The sequence below is a fragment of the Parabacteroides caecihominis genome, assembly GCF_023656785.1.
In the GTDB taxonomy this organism is placed as follows: domain Bacteria; phylum Bacteroidota; class Bacteroidia; order Bacteroidales; family Tannerellaceae; genus Parabacteroides; species Parabacteroides segnis.
Window position 1 is genome coordinate 1 of record NZ_JAMOKS010000024.1, and the last position, 18,576, is coordinate 18,576.

The following is an 18,576-nucleotide window of genomic DNA, read 5'->3' on the forward strand; positions in this document are numbered from 1 at the left end:
TAATGCACGGTAAACTCGAGAACGACTTATACACAGTTTTTCTACTATCGCGGCGACTTCCAGGCCTTCTACTACACGAAGGCGATAAATCTCATGACACATCAGATGATGCTCTCTCTCTTGGTAATAATTCTTCTTTTTCATTGTTGATTCTTTAAAGAGTCAACCTTATTTACAAAAAGACACTCCCTGTTTGTTCCATTGCAGAACCACACTATTGTTTGGGTGCAGCCTTGATCTTTTGCCTACTTTTCTGTCAAGAGAAAAGTAGGTCTCCCTTACCTGTTGATAACTTTTTTGTACTTTTCTCATATATTTCTTGGAAGGTAATTTGATAAATGTTTAATTTTACCCACAAATATAGTAAAGTGCCCGTTGCCAACGAAGTAGGGTACTTTTGTTTAAGGGAAAGTTTAACGTGTAAAACAGAAAATGGAAGAGAAAGAGACTAGCTATCATGTACCGGTGATGCTCGATGAAAGCGTGAAAGGCCTGAATATTCAAGAAGGGGGTATCTACGTGGATGTGACCTTCGGAGGAGGTGGACATTCACGCGAAATCCTGAAACGGATGGATAGCGATGGCGAACTTTACGGATTTGACCAGGATGCCGACGCCGAACATAATATTCCTGACGACTCCCGTTTTGTGTTTGTTCGTAGTAATTTCCGTTATTTGTATAATTTTATGCGTTATCACGGCGTAGACGGCGAAGTGGACGGGCTATTGGCCGACCTGGGCGTTTCCTCCCATCATTTCGATGATAAAGACCGTGGTTTCTCTTTCCGTTTCGACGGAGCGCTGGATATGCGTATGAACACCCGTGCCGGCCAGACGGCTGCCGATATCGTAAACAACTATACGGAAGAAGCATTGGCCGACGTCTTTTACCTTTACGGCGAACTGAAAGTTGCCCGCAGGCTGGCCTCATTGATTGTCCGGACACGTGAAAACAAAAAGATAGAAACAATCGGAGACTTTCTGGAACTGGTTAAACCCTTTACCGGAAAAGACAAAGAGAAAAAGTTCCTGGCACAGGCATTCCAGGCCCTTCGTATTGAAGTGAACGACGAAATGCGTGCCCTGAAAGAAATGCTGCAACAAACCCTCCAGGTCTTAAAGCCCGGCGGACGTTTGGTTGTAATCACTTACCACTCTCTGGAAGACAGGTTGGTAAAGAACTTCCTGAAAACAGGAAATTTTGAAGGAAAAAGCGAACAAGACTTTTTCGGAAACGTACAAACGCCATTTCGTATGGTAAATAATAAAGTAATTGTGCCTTCCGACGAGGAGATTGAAAGAAATCCCCGGTCGAGAAGTGCCAAATTAAGAATAGCGGAGAAGAAAGGAAAAAAAGAGAATTGAAAATTATACGAACGCGAAGCTAATTTTCAATTCTTAATTTTCAATTTTCAATTAAAAAGGGAGTTATGGAGGAAAAACAACAACGTAAAAAGTCAAAGAAAAAAGAGAAACGTCTTTCTCTTTTGTATGTGCTGGGCGGTGGTATCCTGAACGAGGATTTTATCGTTAAACACACAAGAATGATTGTGCTTGTTGTGATAATGATATTTTTCTTCATCGGCAACCGCTACACCTGCATGCAGAAACTAAGGGAGATCGACCGCCTGCAACAACGTTTGCGCGACATTCGTTTCGAGGCATTGTCTATTTCATCGGAACTGACGGGCAACAGCCGTCAGTCGCAAGTAGAATTATTGATTGAAGAACAAGGTATTGAACTGGAAGGAGCCAAAACTCCGCCGTATGAATTATACAAATAAATATGGCAGAAGAGAATGAACCAATAGAAATCGCCCCGAAAAGTAACCGTATATTATTCTGTTACTTTCTTGTCGTGCTATTATTGGGGCTTATAGCAGTGGGCATATTGCTTCGCACGTTTGATACAGCTTTTGTGGAGAAGGAGAAATGGGAGAAGGTGGCCGAAAGCCAGAAACGCCCGAACCGTACGATATTACCCGGACGTGGGAACATCTATTCTTCTGATGGAAAGTTGATGGCTACCAGTGTGCCTCGTTATTATACCTATATTGACTTCCGTGCTGACGGATTTTCTGTCGATACGTTCCTGAGTTCGAAGGTGAACGGGGTGGATTCGCTGTCCGTTTATCTGTCACGTAAATTCAAGAACCGTACGCCGGCCGGATATAAGGCGCATCTGCTTCGCGGGCTGAAAAGCAAAAGCCGCCAGTATCCCGTTTATGAGGGGCGTGCTTCTTATACCGATCTGAAAGAGATGAAGAAATACCCGTTCCTCCGGCTGAGCCGTTATAAGAGCGGATTCTATACGAAGGAAATGGTGCAGCGCCAGAAACCCTTTGGGACACTGGCTTCCCGTACTATCGGAGATATTTACGGTGAGATTGAAGCCGGAGGTGTGACCAAGGGAAAGAACGGGTTGGAGTTGCAGTACGACTCTTTGCTTCGGGGTGAACCCGGGGTGAGTTCGGTTCGTCGTGTTGGTGGCGGATGGACGAATGTGGTCGAGATAGAACCGGTCGATGGTATGGATATCCGTACTACGATTGATATCAATATTCAGGATATAACCGAGAAGTCATTGGTCGATATGTTGAAGAAGATTGACGCCGAATCCGGAACAGCCGTTGTCATGGAAGTGGCGACAGGCGAGGTGAAGGCGATCACCAATATGGGCCGTATCCGTGAAGGTGCTTATGCCGAAACCAAGAACCATGCAGTAGCGGATGAGATAGAGCCGGGTTCGACCTTCAAAGTCGCCTCTATGATGGTGGCATTGGAAGACGGAATCTGCCAGCCAAGCGATACGGTAGATGTGGGTAAAGGTATTTATATGTATAAAGGTGCCCGTATGACCGACCATAATATGAATAAAGGCGGTTACGGTCGTATCTCGGCAGAACAGGCTATCTGGTATTCTTCGAATATCGGTGTGGCGAAGATTATTCTGAAAGGGTACGAAAAGAACCCGACTAAATATGTGGAAGGTTTGTATAAGCTGGGCCTGACTATCCCGCTGAACCTGGAAATCCCGGGAGCCGGACGTGCCAAAATACGTATGCCGAACGATACCGCCTTGTACTGGTCGAAGACAACATTGCCCTGGATGTCTTTCGGATATGAAACGCAGATACCGCCTATCTATACGCTGACATTCTTTAATGCCATTGCAAACGGTGGAAAGATGGTGCGCCCGATGTTCACCAAAGAGATTATGCACAACGGAAAGACGGTGCAGAGTTTCTCGACAGAGGTGTTGAAATCTTCCATCTGCTCGGATAACACACTGGCGATTATCAAAGATATGTTGCTGGGCGTAGTAGAGAAAGGAACCGGTAAAGCCGTTCATTCGGATATCATCCGTATAGCTGGAAAGACAGGTACGGCGCAGATTGCTTCGGGCGGTGTTTACCGTACAAGCGGGCACCAGGTTGCTTTTTGCGGATATTTCCCGGCCGATGAGCCGAAATATTCCTGCATTGTCGTTATCCGCCGTCCGCGTATCGGTTATCCGTCCGGTGGAACGATGTCCGGGGGCGTGGTAAAAGCCATTGCCGAGAAAGTATATGCCAGCCATATGTCGTTTGATGTGCGTGATATGGAGCGCGATTCATTAGCCGTGATATTGCCGGCAGCAAAGAACGGGAATCTGGAGGCACTGGAAAATGTATTGGATAAACTCGATGTCAATGTAAATACAGACAGTCTGGAGACGAAATGGGTTGTCGCAAAGCGTGAAGATGGCGAAGAAGAACTTCATCTGCGTGACCTGGCAATCCGTGAAGGCCTCGTGCCGAATGTGATCGGGATGGGCGCTAAAGATGCGGTTTTCCTGCTTGAAAGTGCCGGTTTGCGGGTAGTATTGGATGGAATGGGACGTGTTTCCGCCCAGTCGATGGGAGCAGGCACACGAATTGCCAAAGGACAGTCCATCCGTTTAACATTAAAATAAATAGAGGGAGAGGTTTCCGGACCTCTCCGTAAACAGATAGAATATGGAACTGAAGAAATTGATTCATGCGTTGGATGTACTGGAAGTCGTTGGAACAGATGATGTAAAAATCGCAGGTATCCAGTCTGATTCCCGTAAGGTGGAAGACGGCTTTTTGTTCGTGGCGGTAAGAGGCACGGCAGTCGACGGTCACGCTTATATTGACGGGGCCATAGCCAAAGGTGCCGTAGCGGTAGTCTGCGAGGAAATTCCATCCCTTTCGGAAGAAAATGGAAATCCTTCCGGGAGAAATGTCATTTTCATCCGGGTGAAAGATTCGGCAGATGCATTGGGTAAGTTGGTTTCGACCTGGTATGACAATCCTTCGGATAAATTGACGCTGGTGGGCGTTACCGGAACGAACGGCAAGACGACTATCGCTACCTTATTATATGAAATGTTCCGTAAGATGGGACATAAGGTTGGCTTGCTTTCAACCGTATGTAATTATATCGACGGTGAAGCGATCCCGACCGATCATACGACACCCGACCCGATCACCCTTCATAGCCTGATGACACGGATGGTGGAAGCCGGATGCGAATATGCTTTTATGGAAGTCAGTTCCCATTCGATCGACCAGAAACGTATCAGTGGTCTTTCGTTCGACGGTGGTATCTTTACCAACCTGACACGCGACCATCTGGATTATCATAAAACAGTGGAGAATTATCTGAAAGCCAAGAAGAAATTCTTCGACAACCTGCCAACCGGCGCTTTCGCACTGACGAATGCCGACGACAAATCAGGTCTGGTAATGCTTCAGAATACGGCAGCAAAGAAGCTGACCTATTCATTGCGTACATTGGCAGACTTCAAAGGAAAGATTCTTGAATCGCACTTTGAAGGAACTGAGATGATTATTAACGGCCGTGAGGTGGTTGTTCATTTCGTAGGCCGATTCAATGCCTACAACCTGCTGGCTGTTTACGGGGCTGCCGTTTCTTTGGGCAAAGATCCGGAAGAGACGCTGATTGTGTTAAGCACGCTTCATTCGGTTTCCGGTCGTTTTGAAACGATACAGTCTCCGAAGGGTTATACGGCAATTGTCGACTATGCCCATACGCCGGATGCCTTGACGAATGTGTTGAACGGTATCGATGAGGTGCTGAATGGCAGAGGCCGCATCATCACCGTAGTGGGTGCCGGAGGAAACCGTGACAAAGGCAAACGCCCGTTGATGGCAAAGGAAGCCGCCAAGCTGAGCGACCAGGTCATCCTGACTTCCGATAACCCCCGTTTTGAGGAACCGGACGATATCATCAACGATATGGTGGCCGGACTAAGCAAGGCGGATATGGAACGTACGCTCTGTATCACCGACCGTATGCAAGCCATCAAAACGGCAGCCATGCTGGCGAAGAAAGGCGATGTGATCCTTGTAGCCGGCAAGGGACACGAAGATTATCAGGAAGTAAAAGGTGTGAAACATCATTTTGACGACCGCGAAGTAATAAGAAATATATTTAATAGTTGACAGTTGACAGATGATAGTTGACAGTTAAATGTTCATCACAAATAACTGTCAACTGTCACTTGTCAACTGTCAACTGAAAACGAAGTTTTTATGTTGTATTATCTTTTTAATTATCTGGATCAGCTGGATCTCCCTGGGGCGGGGATGTTTAAGTATGTATCATTCCGTTCCGGACTGGCGTTGATCCTCTCTTTGTTCATCTCGACAGCGATCGGCCGCCGGATCATCGATCGTTTGCAGTTATTGCAGATCGGTGAAACTGTGCGTAACCTCGGACTGGAAGGGCAGATGAGTAAGAAAGGTACGCCGACAATGGGAGGTATCATTATTATCATTGCCATTTTGATCCCGACATTGCTTTGCGCCAAGCTGAACAATATTTACGTAATCCTGATGATGGTGACGACCGTCTGGCTGGGTGCTCTCGGTTTTGCTGACGATTATATCAAAGTCTTCCGCAAGAATAAGGAAGGGATGCACGGCAAGTTCAAGATCGTCGGACAGATCGGTCTGGGACTGATTGTCGGACTGGTGTTGTTTATGAGTCCGGATGTCGTAATTAAAGAGAATATGGAGGTGCGCCATGATAATGTGATTGAAGAAGTACATTATCATACGGTGGAAACAAAGTCGACCAAGACGACGATCCCGTTCCTGAAGAATAATAACTTTGATTACGCCCAACTGGTCAGCTGGGCGGGCGATTATAAGGAAGAAGCAGCGTGGCTGGTATTCGTGCTGATGACTATCTTTGTGGTGACAGCCGTTTCAAACGGGGCGAACCTGACCGACGGGTTGGACGGACTGGCTGCCGGAAGTTCTGCGATTATTGGGGTTGCTCTGGGGATATTGGCTTATATGTCGTCTCACTTCGAGTTTGCTTCCTTCTTGAATATCATGTTTATTCCGGGGGCGGAAGAACTGGTGGTCTTTGCTGCTGCCTTTATCGGGGCGACAGTCGGTTTCCTGTGGTATAATTCATATCCGGCACAGGTATTTATGGGCGACACGGGTAGTTTGACGTTGGGAGGTATTATAGCAGTGTTTGCCATAATTATCCGTAAAGAGTTGCTTATCCCGATTCTTTGTGGTATTTTTCTTGCTGAAAGTATTTCGGTGATGGCACAGGTTGCTTACTTTAAATATACAAAGAAGAAGTATGGCGAAGGTCGTCGCATATTTAAAATGACGCCATTGCATCATCATTTCCAGAAAGCAGGGAATGCAGGAATACAGGCGTTGATACAAAAACCGTTCAATGTAGTGCCCGAATCGAAGATCGTGGTGCGCTTCTGGTTGATCGGTATTATTCTGGCGGTTATTACGATCGTCACATTGAAGATGAGATAATAAATATATATAAACGTGGAAAGAATTGTTGTATTAGGGGGAGGAGAAAGCGGTGCAGGTGCTGCCGTGTTGGCGAAAGCGAAAGGATTTGACGTGTTCGTTTCCGACTTTTCGTCTATCAAACCCAAGTATAAGGAGATGCTGGACACCCACGGAATCCGTTGGGAAGAGGGACAGCATACTGAAGCCGACATTCTGAATGCCGACGAGATCATCAAGAGCCCGGGAATACCCGACAAGGCTCCGATCATCCAAAAGCTGAAAGCGCAGGGGACGCATATCATCTCCGAGATCGAATTTGCCGGACGATACACCGACTCGAAAATGGTCTGTATCACCGGTAGCAATGGGAAAACAACGACCACCATGCTGACCTACCACATCCTGAAAGAAGCCGGACTGGACGTCGGGTTGGCAGGAAACGTCGGTAACAGCCTGGCCTTACAGGTCGCAGAAGAACCGCATGCGGTCTATGTCATCGAACTGAGTAGTTTCCAGTTGGATAACATGTACGACTTCAAAGCGGATATAGCTATCTTGCTGAATATAACGCCCGATCATCTGGACCGTTATAATTACGAGATGCAGAATTATGTGGACGCCAAGTTCCGCATCATTCAGAACCAGACGTCTGAAGATGCATTCATCTTCTGGAACGACGACCCGATCATTGCCCGCGAGATCGCTAAGCACCATCCTGCGGCTACTCTTTACCCATTCGCCGAAACATATGAAGACGGCGTGAAGGGATATACGGATAATAAGCAAATAGTAATTGAAACCTCAAACGGAACATTTACAATGGATCAGGACTTATTAGCATTAACGGGTACACATAACCTGTACAATTCGTTGGCTTCGGGTATCGCCTCCAAGGTGGTCGATATCCACGATGAGAATATACGGGCTTCACTGAGTGACTTTACCGGGGTGGAACACCGCCTGGAAAAGGTTGCCCGTGTACGCGGAGTAGATTATATCAACGATTCGAAAGCAACAAACGTAAACTCTTGCTGGTATGCCTTGCAAAGTATGACTACCAAGCTGGTACTGATACTGGGCGGGACAGACAAGGGTAACGACTACTCCGAGATTGAAGAACTTGTGAAACAGAAAGTACGTGCCTTGATCTTCCTGGGTGTCGACAATGCCAAGCTACATGCCTTTTTCGATGGGAAAGTAGCGCAGATAGAAGATGCCCGCTCGATGGAAGAAGCGGTAAACAAAGCGTATAAAATGGCAGAAAAGGGAGATACGGTCTTGTTATCCCCGTGTTGCGCCAGCTTCGACCTCTTCAAGAGTTACGAAGACCGCGGCGACCAGTTCAAGGCCTGCGTGCGCAGTCTTTAATTTCCGGTTGTCGGAATAACGCTTTTCCGATGGTCGGAACAGTGCTCTTCCGATGGGTGGAACAACACTCTTCTGATGGTCGGAACAGTACTCTTCCGGTCATCGGAAATATAAATATCGGGAATCCGGAGATTGCCGTAGTTTTAATTTGAATAAAAGACAAGTATAGAATGGATCTGGCAAGTAAATTATTTAAGGGCGACCGGGTGATATGGATCATCTTCATGTTCCTGTGCCTGATTTCGGTTGTTGAGGTGTTCAGTGCCACGAGTACGATTGCCTACAAGAACGCGAATCATTGGGCGCCGATCGTTCGTCATGCCACTTTCCTGCTGGGCGGGTTTGTGCTGGTTTTGCTGTTGCACAATGTCCCGTGCCGGTTCTTTCCGGCGTTTATATTGTTGCTGCCCGTCTCGGTGCTGATGTTGCTTGTCACGCCCTTTGTCGGGATCAATGCTAACGATGCACACCGCTGGCTGGAGATATTCGGCATACAGTTCCAGCCTTCGGAGTTTGCCAAGCTGGCCTCCATTGTGTTTATCGCCTTCCTGCTCAGTAAGCGGAGCAGGTTTACCGACGACCAGATATTCAAATACATACTGATCGGGGTGGGGGTGACCTGTGTGTTGATTCTTCCGGAAAACTTCTCGACGGCGTTTATGCTGTTCGGGGTCTGTTTCCTGATGATGTTCATCGGCCAGTTGCCATTGATGAAGTTGGGGAAGCTGGCGGGTGTCCTGATATTGGCACTTATCCTCTTCGTTGTCTTGCTGCGGTTTACGCCGGCTGGGGTGACCCAATATTTGCCGGACCGTTTCAGCACTTGGCAGGGACGTTTGGAGCGTTTCTTCGACGGGCATGAATCGGATACCGACGAGAACGGAGTCTATAAGATTACCGACGATAATTACCAGGTCTCCCATGCAAAGATCGCGATTGCACGCGGAGGGGTGTTCGGACAGTTGCCCGGTCATGGTCAGCAGAGGGATTTTCTTCCGCAGGCCTATTCCGACTTTATTTATGCGATCATTATTGAAGAATTGGGTGTGGTAGGCGGTGTATTCGTGCTGATGCTTTATATCATGTTATTGGTGCGAGTCGGGATGATTGCGCGAAAGTGCGAGAAAGCCTTTCCCAAATACCTGGTGCTCGGGTGCGGCCTGTTGGTCGTCGTGCAGGCGCTTGCCAATATGGCGGTGGCCGTCAACCTGATACCGGTAACCGGCCAGCCGATGCCGTTGGTCAGCCGTGGTGGTACTTCGACGGTGATATCCTGTATTTATTTCGGGATCATCCTGAGTGTAAGCCGTTTTGGAGCCAATATGGGTAATGAGGAAGATGAACTTCCGGAAGAAGATGAAACCGAAGGCGCCGGTGCAGCCCCAGCCATCACGGAGGAAGAAATCTCCAACTGGGTGCCCGACACACAGCCTGAGACAGAAGAAGTAGTAACAGAGACAAAATCAAGAGAATGAAGGAACAGTACCGTATAATAATAAGTGGTGGCGGAACCGGAGGACATATCTTCCCGGCTATCTCCATTGCCAATACTTTCAGGAAACGTTTCCCTGATGCGGAAATCTTATTTGTAGGTGCGGAAGACCGGATGGAAATGGAAAAGGTTCCGGCCGCCGGCTATGAAATAGTAGGTTTACCGGTGAGCGGTTTCGACCGTGCCCACCTGCTCAACAATATAAAAGTGCTCAACCGTCTGCGTAAAAGCCTCGGACTGGCGAAGAAGACGATCCGCGAGTTTCGTCCGGACATTGCTGTGGGAGTGGGCGGCTATGCCAGCGGCCCGACATTGTGGATGGCGGCTTCGCTGGGCATTCCGACCCTGATACAGGAGCAAAACTCTTATGCCGGAGTAACCAATAAGTTGCTGGCAAAGAAGACCTCGAAGATATGTGTCGCCTACGACGGTATGGAGAAGTTCTTTCCAGCCGACAAGATTGTGATTACCGGAAACCCTGTCCGCAAGGACCTGGAAGAAGCGACCGACAAGAAAGAGGAAGCGCTGGCTTTCTTTGGTCTTTCTCTGGAAAAGAAAACGATACTGGTAGTCGGCGGTAGCTTGGGAGCCCGCACGATCAATCGCAGCATACAGGGCGACTTGGATAAATTGTTCGCTTCCGACGTGCAGGTGATTTGGCAGACGGGGCGTTATTATTACAGCGAAGCCACCAAGCATTTGAAAGCCTATCGCGGCATGCCCATCTGGTGCTCCGACTTTATCACCCGTATGGATTATGCCTATTCGGCTGCCGACCTGATCATCTCCCGTGCCGGAGCAAGTTCTATTTCTGAACTTTGCCTGTTGAAGAAACCTGTCATCCTGGTTCCTTCCCCCAACGTGGCGGAAGATCATCAGACGAAGAATGCCATGGCTTTGGTAAACAAAGATGCAGCGATCATGGTTTCAGATAAAGATGCTGAACAGCAACTGGTAACGAAAGCCCTGGAGGTTATCCACGATGACAAACGTCTGGCTCAGTTGAGCAGTAATATCGAACAGTTGGCCCAGCATCAGAGTGCAGACCGTATTGTTGACGAGATAGTAAAGATTATAGAGAAGAAATAAAGAAAACGATATGAATATAAATACGATAACGGCCGTTTATTTTGTCGGAGCCGGAGGAATCGGGATGAGTGCCCTGATCCGTTACTTTCTTTCAAAAGGAAAACAAGTAGCCGGATATGATAAGACTTCGTCCGACCTGACTGCGCAGTTGAACCGTGAAGGTGCCGTTATTCATTACGAAGATAATATCTCCTTGATACCGGATGCTTTTAAGGACCCGGCTAAGACTTTGGTTGTCTATACGCCCGCCGTTCCCGAGACGCATACGGAGCTGGCCTGGTTTCGTCAGAACGGTTTCGAGATCATGAAACGCGCCCGTGTCTTAGGCGAAATCACCAATTGTTCGCGTGGACTTTGCATTGCCGGAACACATGGTAAGACAACGACCTCTTCCATGCTTGCCCACCTGCTGAAACAATCACATGTCGATTGCAATGCTTTTCTGGGAGGTATCCTGAAGAACTATGACAGTAACCTGATGTTGTCCGATAAAAGTGACCTGACCGTGATCGAGGCAGACGAGTTCGACCGCTCTTTTCACTGGCTGACACCCTATATGGCTGTCATCACTGCCGCCGACCCGGACCATCTGGATATCTACGGCACGGCAGAAGCCTATCGTGAAAGTTTCGAACATTTCACCTCGCTGATCCGTCCCGACGGTTGCCTGCTCATGAAGAAAGGTATCAACGTAACGCCCCGGCTGAAAGAGGGGGTGAAACTCTATACTTATACCGGAGCAGAAGAAGCCGATTTCTATGCTGAAAACATCCGTATCGGAAACGGTGAGATCCACTTTGACTTCGTTGGCCCGGATATCCGTATTGCCGACATTCAACTGGGTGTTCCTGTTAAAGTAAATATAGAGAATGGGGTTGCCGCTATTGCTCTTGCCTGGCTGAACGGCGTGACTCCGGAAGAAATAAGAAAAGGCATGGCTTCCTTTGCTGGTCCGAAACGCCGTTTCGACTTCCATCTGAAGAAAGATGCTATCGTCCTGATCGACGATTATGCCCATCATCCGGCTGAACTGGCTGCCAGTATCCAATCTGTGAAGGAACTTTATGCCGGACGCAAGGTAACGGGTATCTTCCAGCCGCATCTGTATACCCGGACACGCGACTTTGCTCCCGACTTTGCCGCCAGCCTGTCGTTGTTGGACGAACTGATCCTGCTGGATATTTATCCTGCACGTGAAGAGCCTATTCCGGGGGTGACTTCGGAAATCATATTCGATGCTGTCACCATCCCAGCCAAGAAGCTGATTCGTAAAAGCGAACTGCTCGACCTGGTGGAGAAGGAGGCAAATACGTTTGAGGTTGTATTGATGGTTGGAGCCGGCGACATCGACCGGCTGATCGAACCTGTTAAACAAATATTGGATAAGAAATTGTGATTCGTATAGTTTCCATAGTAGTCGCTACACTGTTGTTTTGTTACATCGTGTTTGTATCCTTCTTCTTCCGTGAAATGAGGCAGGATAAGGTATGCCAGGACCTTCAGGTCGTGGTGAAAGACAGTCTCGACAAACATTTTGTAAGCGAAAGCGATCTGGTGACGATCCTTAAAAAGGCTGATCTGAACCCGATCAAGAAGCCTATGGATGCAATCAACACCGACAGGATAGAAACCGAACTTAAAAAAAACGAAATGATTGCCCGTATCGAAGCCTATAAGACACCTTCGGGGATCGTAAAGCTTGAAGTTGAGCAAAAAATACCTATCTTGCGTGTGATTAGCTCCCGGGGAAACTTCTACGTGGATAACCTCGGCACTACGATGCCGGTCAGTTTCCGTTACGTCGCCGATGTCCCTTTGGTAAGTGGATATGTCGAAAAAGAGCTGGCGGTAACCGACTTATACAAATTTGCATTATTTTTGCAGGAGAATGAGTTCTGGAATAATCAGATAGAACAGATTTATGTTCATCCTGACAACGAAGTGGAACTGATTCCCCGGGTGGGGAACCACCGTATTGTACTGGGTACTTTCGACGATTTCCAGGAAAAGCTGGATAATCTCCGGCTCTTCTATGACAAGGTCATACCGAAAGTCGGTTGGGAGAAATACAGTATAATAAATTTAAAATACAAAGATCAGATTGTTTGTACTAAAAGATAGATGATATGGCATACACAGACTTTATAGCAGCCATCGACCTTGGCTCTTCTCACATGGTCGGTATGGTAGGAACGAAGAGCCCGACGGGGGCCCTCTCGATTATTGCCTACGAAGTTGAGAACTCCGCTACCTGTATACGAAGAGGATGTGTATATAATGTGGAAGAAACAGCAAATAAGATCAAACGACTCATCCTGAAGCTGGAAAATAAACTTGGCGGTGCCCGCATCGGAAAGGTTTATGTCGGCATCGGCGGGCAGTCGTTGCGCTCTATCGACCATACCGTTCCCCGGATATTGGGTACCGACGGGGTGGTGACGGAAGAGGTCATCAGCGGCCTGTATGAGGAATGCTGCAATTATCATCCGGATATGCTGGATGTGCTGGCTGCCGTTTCTCCTACCTATTTTTTAGACGATAAACCTGAACCTAATCCGGTTGGCATTCCCTGTACCCGGATTGAAGCTCGCTATAAGCTGATTGTCGGACGGCCTTCGTTGAAACGTTATGTAATCAACAGTATTGCCGACCGTGCCAGAATAGAAATTGCCGACATTGTCGTTTCGCCGCTGGCTTTGGCCGATGTGGTGCTGACTGACAATGAAAAGGACCTGGGCTGTGCCCTGATCGGTTTCGGTGCCGGAGTGACTACGCTGACGGTCTATAAAGCCGGACAGCTGGTGAACCTCTCCGTCATTCCTTTCGGAGGCCATTTGATTACCCGCGATATCACCAGTCTCCATCTGGTTGAAGCCGAAGCAGAACGCGTAAAGCTGACCTACGGCAGTGCCTTGATGGAGAAAGACAACGACCTGAGCATTCAGGTAAGTTCTGCTGATGGCATGGGATTGCGCGAGATCAAACTCGCCGACCTCAATAATGTAATCGAGGCGCGTATGAAGGAGATTCTCGAAAATGTATATGCCCGCCTTGAAGCAACCGGCCTGATGAACTCGCTCGGTGCGGGGATCATCATCACCGGTGGCGGTGCCGCCCTGAAGAACTTGCCGGAGGTGATTCGCGAACGTTTGAAGATGGACGTGCGTTATTCTGCCGTGCGTAAGGGTATCGTGGAAAGCGGGGAAATGATTGCCAACAATCCCGAATATGCCGTTGCTGTCGGTTTGCTGGCAAGAGGAACAATAAACTGTGCCCTTTATATACCGCCCAAGGTAGATCCTATACCGGAGAAGAAGGTTGAGGAACCGGTTGAAGAGGGACCAAAGAAGGCTCCCGAGCCTCCTAAGAAGAAACCGGAAAAGAAGAAAGGCCCCGGATTGTTCGGACGCCTGACTAAGGGAATAGATACGTTTGGTAAAAGTCTCTTTGATGACGAAGACGATATAAAGTAACAACAGCGAATGTAATAAAACCGGAAGACAATGGACGACACAATATTAAGTTTCAATTATCCGACAGATACTCCTAAGATCATCAAAGTAATTGGTGTTGGAGGCGGTGGTGGTAACGCTGTTACCCACATGTACAAAGAAGGTATACATGATGTTACATTCGTTCTGTGTAACACCGACAACCAGGCGCTGAACCGCTCGGACGTGCCGGTCAAAGTTCCGCTGGGGCGTAACATCACCCAGGGACTGGGAGCTGGAAACAAACCTGAACGGGCCATGATGGCTGCCGAGGAAAGTATGGAAGATATCCGCAAGATGCTGAGCGACGGTACCAAGATGGTCTTTATCACTGCCGGTATGGGTGGCGGTACGGGAACGGGAGCCGCTCCGGTAATCGCTCGTTTTGCCAAGGATATGGGAATACTGACGGTCGGTATCGTTACAATCCCCTTCGTCTTTGAAGGTGAACGCAAAATCATTCAGGCGTTGAACGGGGTGGAAGAGATCAGTAAGAACGTAGATGCTCTGCTGGTTATCAACAACGAACGTCTTCGTGAAATATATTCCGACCTGACCATGACGAATGCTTTCGGAAAAGCCGATGATACCTTGACGATTGCCGCTAAGAGCATTGCCGAGATCATCACTCTTCCGGGTATTATCAATCTCGACTTTGCCGATGTCAATACCACTATGAAAGACGGTGGCGTAGCTCTTATGAGTAACGGTTTCGGTGAAGGGGAAGGTCGTGTGCGCCAGGCAATAGAAGATGCTCTGAACTCTCCGTTGCTGAACAACAACGACGTGTTCAATGCTAAAAAGATATTGTTCAACGTATCGTTTGGCGAAGAGGCTGAGTTGCGTATGGAAGAAATGAATGACGTACACGATTTCATGTCACGTTTCGGACGTGATATCGAAGTGATTTGGGGTACGGCAATCGACAATACATTAGGGGCGAAAGTCAAAATGACTATCCTTGCCACCGGTTTCGGTATGGAAGACATTCCTCAGATCGCCGAAAAACGTCAGATCGAGCAAGGCCGCATGACCGAAGAGGAGCTGCGTCTGGAAGAAGAACGCTTGAACAAGGAACGTGCCGAAAAAGACCTGATCGACAAATATTACGGAGCTTCCGGCCAGCGTATGCGCCGTGTGGCCGCCCGTGCAAAAGCGGTCGTGTTGAATCAGGATGAACTGGACGACGATGCCCTGATCGCCCTGATCGAAGATAATCCTACTTATAACCGTGACCCGAAAGTGATTGCCCGTGCCCGTTCCAAAGTGATGGGCGACGAGATCCCGGTTCCATCTTCTGCGACAACGACTCCTTCGGCGCCGCGTAGCGAAGGGAAGAAACCCGATACGGGCGGTAAGCAGGTGATAAGTTTCCGATAATTCTTAAAAAAGAAATTAGATATGGATTTGTTTGAAAAAGTCAGCGAAGACATTAAAAACGCAATGAAGGCAAAAGACAAAGTTGCCCTCGAAACATTGAGAAATGTAAAGAAGTTCTTCCTGGAAGCTAAGACAGCTCCGGGAGCCAACGATACCCTGACGGATGCCGATGCGTTGAAGATTATTCAGAAGCTGGTAAAACAGGGCAAAGACTCAGCTGAAATTTATACTCAGCAAAGTCGTGCCGATCTGGCTGAAGCCGAACTGGCGCAGGTAAAAGTGCTTGAAACTTACCTTCCGAAGCAAATGACAGCCGAAGAACTGGAAGTTGAGGTGAAGGCCATCATTGCCCAGGTAGGTGCCGCCGGCCCGAAAGACATGGGTAAGGTTATGGGCGTAGCTTCTAAAGCTCTTGCCGGTAAAGCGGAAGGACGTGCTATCTCTGAAACGGTAAAACGTTTGCTGAATAGCTGATATAGAAAATGTGAGTTATCAGTTTATAGTGATGGGAGTAACTGATTCCCCTCTTGAGAGGGGAACCGATTACAACCAGTTTTTAAATCAACACTCATATCTTATACTAACTAAACCATCAGGATATCCCGTTTGTGTATCGATAAATATCCTTTTCTGAATAGACCAACATTCTAATAACTCTTTATAATGATAACCTTTATCTGCTGCCTGGCAACTCTTATTGCCGGCTATTTTATCTACGGTTCTTTTATAGAACGTATCTTCGGGGTGGACCCTTCCCGTACAACCCCAGCTTACACCCATCAGGACGGAGTCGATTATATTCCGATGTCTTCCTGGAAAGTTTTTATGATTCAGTTTCTGAACATTGCCGGCCTTGGTCCGATCTTCGGTGCTATTATGGGCGCAAAGTTCGGTACGGCTTCTTTCCTGTGGATTGTCTTGGGGACGATCTTTGCCGGAGCTGTCCATGACTATCTGGCGGGAATGCTTTCATTACGTCATAACGGGGAAAGCCTCCCGGAGATTATCGGGCGTTATCTTGGAAATAACTTCAAGCAATTCATGCGCGGCTTCACTGTGGTCCTGATGATATTGGTCGGTGCCGTTTTTGTAGCCGGTCCGGCCGGTTTGCTGGCGAAACTGACACCGGAGTATCTTGATGCTACATTCTGGATATTCGTGGTATTTATCTATTATATCCTGGCTACATTGTTACCGGTTGATAAAATCATCGGAAAAATTTACCCGTTGTTTGCCGCAGCTCTGCTGTTTATGGCAGTCGGCATTCTGGTGATGTTGTTTGTGAACCATCCGCCCCTGCCTGAGTTGACGGACGGGTTAGCCAATAAGCATCCGGAGAATCTTCCTATTTTCCCGATTATGTTTGTAAGTATTGCCTGCGGAGCTATTTCCGGGTTCCATGCGACACAAAGTCCGTTGATGGCCCGTTGCATCAAGAGCGAAAAGATGGGACGTCCCGTCTTCTTTGGTGCGATGATTACGGAAGGTATTGTTGCCCTGATCTGGGCGGCTGCCGCAACTTATTTCTATCATAATAACGGAATGGGAGAAAGTAATGCTGCTGTAATTGTAGATAGTATCACTAAAGAATGGCTGGGTACGGTCGGTGGTATCCTGGCTGTCCTGGGAGTTATTGCCGCTCCGATCACTTCCGGTGATACGGCATTCCGTTCGGCTCGTTTGATTGTAGCCGACTTCCTGCATAAGGAACAGAAAAGCATGGTAAGCCGTCTGGTGATTTGTATACCTTTGTTTATTGTGGCGATCGGTATACTCCTCTATAGCCTGAAAGATAAGGACGGTTTCGATATGATCTGGCGTTATTTTGCCTGGACAAACCAGACGTTGGCTGTATTTACCCTTTGGGCACTGACTGTCTTTCTGGCACGTTCCAAAAAACTGTATATTATCACTCTGATTCCGGCCCTGTTTATGACAGCCGTTTGTTCGACTTATATCTTTGTCGCCCCTGAAGGTCTGGGAATGGATGTTACTGTTTCACAAACTATCGGTTGTATCATCACCGCTATAACTCTAGTGGCATTCCTTTGGTGGAAAAAGAAAAATAAAACAGTAGAGTATTAACTCAGACTGTTGCTTCCGGAGCAAGTATTCAATCAACATAAAAAAGGCATTGCCAACTCTTTCGAGCAGCAATGCCTTTCTTATTTTATCTTCCGAAGAACTGCTTTTGGCTAGTATTTCTTCGGGATATGTTCATTAAAGTACCTGGATACCTTCTTCGCGGGCCTGTTCTTCTCCTGAAGGAGTGATCAGTTTGTAACCCTTACCGTGGATGTTGATGATTTCGATTCCGGGATCATCTTTCAACAGTTTACGAAGTTTAGTGATATACACATCCATACTACGGGCATTGAAGTAGTTATCGTCTACCCAAATAGTTTTCAGTGCATAATTACGTTCCAGAATTTCATTCGCATGAGCGCATAACAGGCTCAGCAGTTCGCATTCTTTAGTAGTCAGCTTAGTCACTTTGTCACCGATAGCCAGTGTTTGTTTCTGCGTATCGAATAAGAAATTACCCAGCTTGTAGAAAGGAATGTCTTTCATCTTCTTGCCTTTCACACGGCGAAGGATTGCTTCGATACGAAGCAAGAGTTCTTCCATGCTGAACGGTTTTGTCAGATAGTCGTCTGCACCGATCTTGAATCCTTCCAGAATGTCTTCCTTCATCGTCTTTGCTGTAAGGAAAATAATTGGAATATCAGGATTTATAGAACGGATCTCCTGTGCAAGAGTGAAACCGTCTTTTTTCGGCATCATCACGTCTAATACGCAAAGATCATATTTGCCTTTGGTGAAACCTTTGTAACCAGCTTCTCCGTCAGAGAAAAGATCTGTTACATAACCTTTTGCCTGTAAGTATTCTCTTAATAGCATACCCAGGTTTTCGTCGTCTTCACAAAAGAAGATTTTCAGTTTTTCTTCCATA

Annotated in this window: 15 protein-coding genes; 14 read left to right on the forward strand and 1 reads right to left on the reverse strand. The window is 47.5% G+C overall.

Going from position 1 to position 18,576, the window contains the following annotated elements; genetic code table 11:
- Positions 1 to 432: 432 nt before the first annotated feature.
- The 14 genes from rsmH to NBH14_RS18795 all read left to right on the forward strand — a co-directional run bounded on the left by rsmH (position 433) and on the right by NBH14_RS18795 (position 17,708).
- Positions 433 to 1,365, forward strand: a complete 933-nt coding sequence (gene rsmH / locus NBH14_RS18730; RefSeq protein ID WP_009859919.1) for a 16S rRNA (cytosine(1402)-N(4))-methyltransferase RsmH — start codon at positions 433 to 435, stop codon at positions 1,363 to 1,365.
- 65 nt (positions 1,366 to 1,430) lie between these two features.
- Positions 1,431 to 1,784 carry an FtsL-like putative cell division protein gene (locus NBH14_RS18735; RefSeq protein WP_009859918.1) on the forward strand — a complete coding sequence of 118 codons (354 nt, stop codon included), beginning with the start codon at positions 1,431 to 1,433 and terminating at the stop codon, positions 1,782 to 1,784.
- A 2-nt stretch (positions 1,785 to 1,786) separates the two neighbouring features.
- Positions 1,787 to 3,955 (forward strand): PASTA domain-containing penicillin-binding protein, encoded by a 2,169-nt coding sequence (locus tag NBH14_RS18740; protein ID WP_128132985.1) that lies wholly within the window; start codon positions 1,787 to 1,789, stop codon positions 3,953 to 3,955.
- A gap of 43 nt (positions 3,956 to 3,998) precedes the next feature.
- Positions 3,999 to 5,471: a UDP-N-acetylmuramoyl-L-alanyl-D-glutamate--2,6-diaminopimelate ligase gene (locus NBH14_RS18745; protein ID WP_128132984.1), complete on the forward strand. Its 1,473-nt coding sequence runs from the start codon at positions 3,999 to 4,001 to the stop codon at positions 5,469 to 5,471.
- Positions 5,472 to 5,561: 90 nt separating this feature from the next.
- The gene (gene mraY / locus NBH14_RS18750; protein WP_044215089.1) at positions 5,562 to 6,821 is read left to right on the forward strand and encodes a phospho-N-acetylmuramoyl-pentapeptide-transferase; all 1,260 of its coding nucleotides are present in this window, start codon (positions 5,562 to 5,564) and stop codon (positions 6,819 to 6,821) included.
- Between the two features lie 15 nt (positions 6,822 to 6,836).
- Positions 6,837 to 8,171, forward strand: coding sequence for a UDP-N-acetylmuramoyl-L-alanine--D-glutamate ligase (murD, locus tag NBH14_RS18755; protein WP_128132983.1), 1,335 nt, complete (start codon positions 6,837 to 6,839; stop codon positions 8,169 to 8,171).
- A 170-nt stretch (positions 8,172 to 8,341) separates the two neighbouring features.
- Positions 8,342 to 9,646 (forward strand): FtsW/RodA/SpoVE family cell cycle protein, encoded by a 1,305-nt coding sequence (locus NBH14_RS18760; RefSeq protein WP_046146136.1) that lies wholly within the window; start codon positions 8,342 to 8,344, stop codon positions 9,644 to 9,646.
- On the forward strand, positions 9,643 to 10,752 hold the full coding sequence (gene murG / locus NBH14_RS18765; RefSeq protein ID WP_186960625.1) for an undecaprenyldiphospho-muramoylpentapeptide beta-N-acetylglucosaminyltransferase: 1,110 nt from the start codon (positions 9,643 to 9,645) through the stop codon (positions 10,750 to 10,752). Before NBH14_RS18760 ends, murG begins: the two co-directional genes overlap by 4 nt.
- A gap of 10 nt (positions 10,753 to 10,762) precedes the next feature.
- Positions 10,763 to 12,148: a UDP-N-acetylmuramate--L-alanine ligase gene (gene murC / locus NBH14_RS18770; protein WP_128132982.1), complete on the forward strand. Its 1,386-nt coding sequence runs from the start codon at positions 10,763 to 10,765 to the stop codon at positions 12,146 to 12,148.
- Positions 12,145 to 12,873, forward strand: a complete 729-nt coding sequence (locus NBH14_RS18775) for a cell division protein FtsQ/DivIB (protein ID WP_186960626.1) — start codon at positions 12,145 to 12,147, stop codon at positions 12,871 to 12,873. Before murC ends, NBH14_RS18775 begins: the two co-directional genes overlap by 4 nt.
- A 5-nt stretch (positions 12,874 to 12,878) precedes the next feature.
- Positions 12,879 to 14,225 carry a cell division protein FtsA gene (ftsA, locus tag NBH14_RS18780; RefSeq protein ID WP_128132981.1) on the forward strand — a complete coding sequence of 449 codons (1,347 nt, stop codon included), beginning with the start codon at positions 12,879 to 12,881 and terminating at the stop codon, positions 14,223 to 14,225.
- 30 nt (positions 14,226 to 14,255) lie between these two features.
- A complete protein-coding gene (ftsZ, locus tag NBH14_RS18785) occupies positions 14,256 to 15,623 on the forward strand; it encodes a cell division protein FtsZ (RefSeq protein WP_128132980.1) in 1,368 nt (455 codons plus the stop codon).
- Positions 15,624 to 15,644: 21 nt separating this feature from the next.
- Positions 15,645 to 16,097, forward strand: coding sequence for a GatB/YqeY domain-containing protein (locus NBH14_RS18790; protein WP_186960627.1), 453 nt, complete (start codon positions 15,645 to 15,647; stop codon positions 16,095 to 16,097).
- Positions 16,098 to 16,286: 189 nt separating this feature from the next.
- Positions 16,287 to 17,708: a carbon starvation CstA family protein gene (locus NBH14_RS18795; protein ID WP_186960628.1), complete on the forward strand. Its 1,422-nt coding sequence runs from the start codon at positions 16,287 to 16,289 to the stop codon at positions 17,706 to 17,708.
- A 135-nt stretch (positions 17,709 to 17,843) separates the two neighbouring features.
- On the opposite strand, the gene rprY is transcribed toward NBH14_RS18795, so the two are convergent.
- On the reverse strand, positions 17,844 to 18,575 hold the full coding sequence (gene rprY, locus NBH14_RS18800; protein ID WP_005861388.1) for a response regulator transcription factor RprY: 732 nt from the start codon (positions 18,573 to 18,575) through the stop codon (positions 17,844 to 17,846).
- Position 18,576: the final 1 nt, after the last annotated feature.

Excerpts from the sequence above, each read along its gene's own strand:
- NBH14_RS18790 (WP_186960627.1), top strand. The coding sequence starts at position 15,645 with ATGGATTTGTTTGAAAAAGTCAGCGAAGACATTAAAAACGCAATGAAG.
- rprY (WP_005861388.1), bottom strand. The coding sequence starts at position 18,575 with ATGGAAGAAAAACTGAAAATCTTCTTTTGTGAAGACGACGAAAACCTG.
- NBH14_RS18745 (WP_128132984.1), top strand. The coding sequence starts at position 3,999 with ATGGAACTGAAGAAATTGATTCATGCGTTGGATGTACTGGAAGTCGTT.
- ftsZ (WP_128132980.1), top strand. The coding sequence starts at position 14,256 with ATGGACGACACAATATTAAGTTTCAATTATCCGACAGATACTCCTAAG.
- murC (WP_128132982.1), top strand. The coding sequence starts at position 10,763 with ATGAATATAAATACGATAACGGCCGTTTATTTTGTCGGAGCCGGAGGA.
- mraY (WP_044215089.1), top strand. The coding sequence starts at position 5,562 with ATGTTGTATTATCTTTTTAATTATCTGGATCAGCTGGATCTCCCTGGG.
- NBH14_RS18795 (WP_186960628.1), top strand. The coding sequence starts at position 16,287 with ATGATAACCTTTATCTGCTGCCTGGCAACTCTTATTGCCGGCTATTTT.
- NBH14_RS18760 (WP_046146136.1), top strand. The coding sequence starts at position 8,342 with ATGGATCTGGCAAGTAAATTATTTAAGGGCGACCGGGTGATATGGATC.
- murG (WP_186960625.1), top strand. The coding sequence starts at position 9,643 with ATGAAGGAACAGTACCGTATAATAATAAGTGGTGGCGGAACCGGAGGA.
- rsmH (WP_009859919.1), top strand. The coding sequence starts at position 433 with ATGGAAGAGAAAGAGACTAGCTATCATGTACCGGTGATGCTCGATGAA.
- ftsA (WP_128132981.1), top strand. The coding sequence starts at position 12,879 with ATGGCATACACAGACTTTATAGCAGCCATCGACCTTGGCTCTTCTCAC.
- NBH14_RS18735 (WP_009859918.1), top strand. The coding sequence starts at position 1,431 with ATGGAGGAAAAACAACAACGTAAAAAGTCAAAGAAAAAAGAGAAACGT.
- NBH14_RS18740 (WP_128132985.1), top strand. The coding sequence starts at position 1,787 with ATGGCAGAAGAGAATGAACCAATAGAAATCGCCCCGAAAAGTAACCGT.